Origin of the sequence: Kineococcus indalonis (assembly GCF_009906395.1) — a bacterium.
GTDB lineage: Bacteria > Actinomycetota > Actinomycetes > Actinomycetales > Kineococcaceae > Kineococcus > Kineococcus indalonis.
On the sequence record NZ_JAAALM010000470.1, the window covers coordinates 1 to 3,219 of the forward strand.

Annotated in this window: 4 protein-coding genes; 2 read left to right on the forward strand and 2 right to left on the reverse strand. The window is 82.1% G+C overall.

What is annotated here, in order from left to right; genetic code table 11:
- Positions 1-567 (reverse strand): phosphoribosylglycinamide formyltransferase (gene purN, locus GTR00_RS17590; RefSeq protein ID WP_323132579.1); only part of this gene is annotated, 567 nt, incomplete at its 3' end.
- Positions 568-626: 59 nt separating this feature from the next.
- Here purN and GTR00_RS17595 point away from each other — a divergent pair.
- Positions 627-1,478, forward strand: coding sequence for a sulfurtransferase (locus GTR00_RS17595; RefSeq protein ID WP_323132580.1), 852 nt, complete (start codon positions 627-629; stop codon positions 1,476-1,478).
- Positions 1,479-1,564: 86 nt separating this feature from the next.
- On the forward strand, positions 1,565-2,353 hold the full coding sequence (locus GTR00_RS17600; protein ID WP_166612877.1) for a VOC family protein: 789 nt from the start codon (positions 1,565-1,567) through the stop codon (positions 2,351-2,353).
- Between the two features lie 9 nt (positions 2,354-2,362).
- Here the strand turns inward: GTR00_RS17600 and GTR00_RS17605 are convergent.
- Positions 2,363-3,219: cell division protein PerM (locus tag GTR00_RS17605; RefSeq protein WP_240900533.1), on the reverse strand; the 857-nt coding region annotated here is incomplete at its 5' end.

Here is a 3,219-nt window from a genome sequence, read left to right on the forward strand (position 1 = left end):
GGGCAGCTCGCCGCGGGCCAGACGGCCGACGACGTCGACGAGCAGGCGGCGCTCGGCGTCCTTGACGCGCTCGTGCAGGGACGCCTCGTCGTCGCCGTCCAGGACGCGCACGGCGGCCTGGTCCAGGATCGGGCCGGTGTCCACGCCGGCGTCGACGAGGTGCACGGTGCAGCCGGTGACCCGCACGCCGTGCGCGAGGGCGTCGCGCACGCCGTGGGCGCCGGGGAAGGAGGGCAGCAGCGCGGGGTGGGTGTTGACCAGGCGCCCGCCGAAGGCGTCCAGCAGCGGGGCGCCGACGATGCGCATGAACCCGGCCAGGACCACCAGGTCCGGGGAGTGCGCGGCCACGGCCGCGGCCAGGGCCTCGTCCCAGGCCGCGCGGTCGGGGTGCTCGCCCGGCGGCACGGCGAACGTCGCCGCCCCGGCGGCGCGGGCGCGCTCCAGGGCGGTGGCGGCGGGCTTGTCGGAGCCGACGGCCACCACGGCGAAGGCCTCGTCGCGGGCGTCGAGCAGCGCCTGGAGGGTGGAACCGGACCCGGAGGCGAGGACGACGACGCGCGCTGGCACGTGCACCGACGATAGCCGCCGCGGCACCGGCGCCCGGACGCGCGGGCCAGGATGGCCCCGTGAGCACCCCGCCCTTCGTGAGCGCCGCCGACCTCGCCGCGCAGCTGGACGACCCCGACCTGGTGCTGCTGGACGTGCGCTGGCGCCTGGGCGACACCACCGGCCGCGAGCAGCACCGCGCCGCGCACCTGCCCGGCGCCCGCTACGTCGACCTGGACGCCGAGCTGTCCGCGCCGCCCTCGCCCGCGGCCGGGCGGCACCCGCTGCCGGCGGTGGCGGACCTGCAGCGCGCCGCGCGCCGCTGGGGGCTGCGCGCGTCCTCGCGGGTCGTGGCGCACGACGACGCCGGCGGGGCGGCGGCCGCGCGCGCCTGGTGGGTGCTGCGCTGGGCCGGCTTCGCCGACGTGCGCCTGCTGGACGGCGGCCTGGCCGCCTGGCGGGCGGCGGGCCTGCCCCTGGAGGCCGGCGAGGTGGTGCCCGCGCCGGGCGACGTGGAGCTGGGCGGCGGCGGCGCGCTGCCGTCGGTGGACGCCGACGCGGCCGCGGCGGTGGCCGCGCGCGGGGTGCTGCTGGACGCCCGCGCGCCGGAGCGCTACCGGGGCGAGGTCGAGCCGGTGGACCCGCGCGCCGGGCACGTGCCGGGCGCGCGCAACCTGCCGCCGGGCTCGCTGACGGACGCCGACGGGCTGCTGCTGGAGCCGGGCGAGCTGCGCGAGCGGCTGGCGGCGGTGGGCGTGGTGCCCGGCGCCGAGGTGGTGGCCTCGTGCGGTTCGGGGGTGTTCGCCAGCCTGGCGGTCGCGCAGCTGGCGGCCGCCGGCGTGGGGGCGGCGCTGTGGCCGGGGTCGTGGTCGCAGTGGTCCGCCGACCCCTCCCGACCCGCGGCCACGGGCCCCGGGACGCACGCTGCGTAGAACCCTCGTCGTGCCGCTGTGACGGGCGGGCGCGAGGTTGACCGAAACCCCGTGCGGCGCGCGGCGTTGTGGTCCGATGGCGCGCCATGAGCACCCGGAACAGCCCGTGGCCCGCCGGGACGCCCTCGTGGGTGGACCTCGCGTGCACCGACGTCGAGGCGTCGGCCGGCTTCTACCGCAGCGTCCTGGGCTGGGAGGCGGTGCGGCTGGGCCCGGAGTTCGGCGCGGGCCCCTTCCTGCAGTTCCTGGCCGGCGGTCGCGTCGCGGCCGGCGCCGGCCCCGCCGGCCGCGGCCCGACGGGCTGGCACCTGTTCGTGGCCACCGACGACGCCGCGGCCACCTGCGCCGCCGCGGCGGCGGCCGGGGCGCGGGTGCTGCTGCCCGCGCGGCCGGTCGGCGACCACGGCACCCTCGCCGCGCTGCTCGACCCCGCCGGGGTGCCGCTGGGCCTGTGGCAGGCGGACCGGCACCCCGGCGCGCGGGTCGTCGACGAGCCCGGCGCCCTGGTGTGGTGCGACCTGCGCTCCCCCGACCCGGCCGCCTCCCGCGGCTTCTGCGCCGAGGTGTTCGGCTGGTCCTCCGGCGAGCTCGCCGACGGCTGGGGCGCGGTGAGCTCCCCGGGCGCCGAGCGGCCGGTGGGCGGCATCGGCCCGGCCCGCGGCGGGCGGCCGGGCTGGCTGGTGCACTTCGGGGTGGCCGACTGCGACGCCGCCGCGGCGGCGGCGAGGGCGGCGGGCGGCACGGTGCTGCGCGCGCCCCGCGACACCCCCCTGGGCCGGGTGGCCGAGCTGGCCGACCCGGAGGGCGCCCTGCTCGCCGTGGTGGCCGGCGGGCGGGTGCGGCAGCCGGAGCCGCAGGGGCCCGGGCGCGGCTGAGCCGGCGCCTCAGCGGCGCCGGCCCCCACCGCCCGCGTCGTCGGGGCCGTCCGGGCGGTGCGCACCGCCCTGGCCGTGCGCGCCCTCCGGGCCGTGCGCACCGCCCTGCCCGTGCGCGCCCTCCGGCGCTGCCCGGCGGGAGCGGCCCAGCAGCCCGGCGGCGGGGGCGCTCAGGCCGGCGGGCAGGCCGGGGACCACGCGGGTGCCGCGCCAGGAGGTCCACGCCCGCTGCAGCAGCACCGCGAGCAGCCCGCCGGCGGCGACCTCGCCGGCCACGGCCAGGGCGGTCCACAGCGCGTCCGGGCCCAGCCGGGCCATCCGCCCCGGCCCCAGCGGCCCGGCCGCGGCCGCGGCGAGCACGCCGGTGGCCAGCCCCGTGAGCGCGCCCGTGGCCAGCGCCGCCGCGGCGCGCTGCAGCGGCCCCGGCGGGACCGCCGCGCGCGGGCGCAGCAGCAGCGCGGCTCCGGCGCCGACGAGCACCGGCAGCACCACGACGGCCCACGCCGCGGCCGGGGTGGGTCCCTGCGGGGGCAGCGCGCCCAGCACCGGCACGGCCGGCAGCGTGGCCAGCGTCGTGCCGCCGGGGGCCACGGACGTGGCGGTGCCCACGGCGAAGCCGGGCCCGGCCAGCCAGGCCAGGGCCCACACCGCCAGCGTGGGCAGCAGCAGGGCCTGGGCCAGCACCAGCAGCGCGCCGCCCAGCCAGCCGGGCTGCAGGGAGCGGTGCAGCAGCAGCACGTCGGAGCGGCCGTGGACCAGCGCCACCGCCACCGCCAGGGACGCCAGCGCCAGCAGGGCCGCGGTGCTGGCCGCGGCCGGGCGCAGCGCGGCGGCCAGCGCCGCCGGCACGCGCGCGGGCAGCGGCG

Bases quoted from the DNA above. Each gene is read 5' to 3' on its own strand.
- GTR00_RS17600 (WP_166612877.1), top strand. From the start codon at position 1,565: ATGAGCACCCGGAACAGCCCGTGGCCCGCCGGGACGCCCTCGTGGGTG.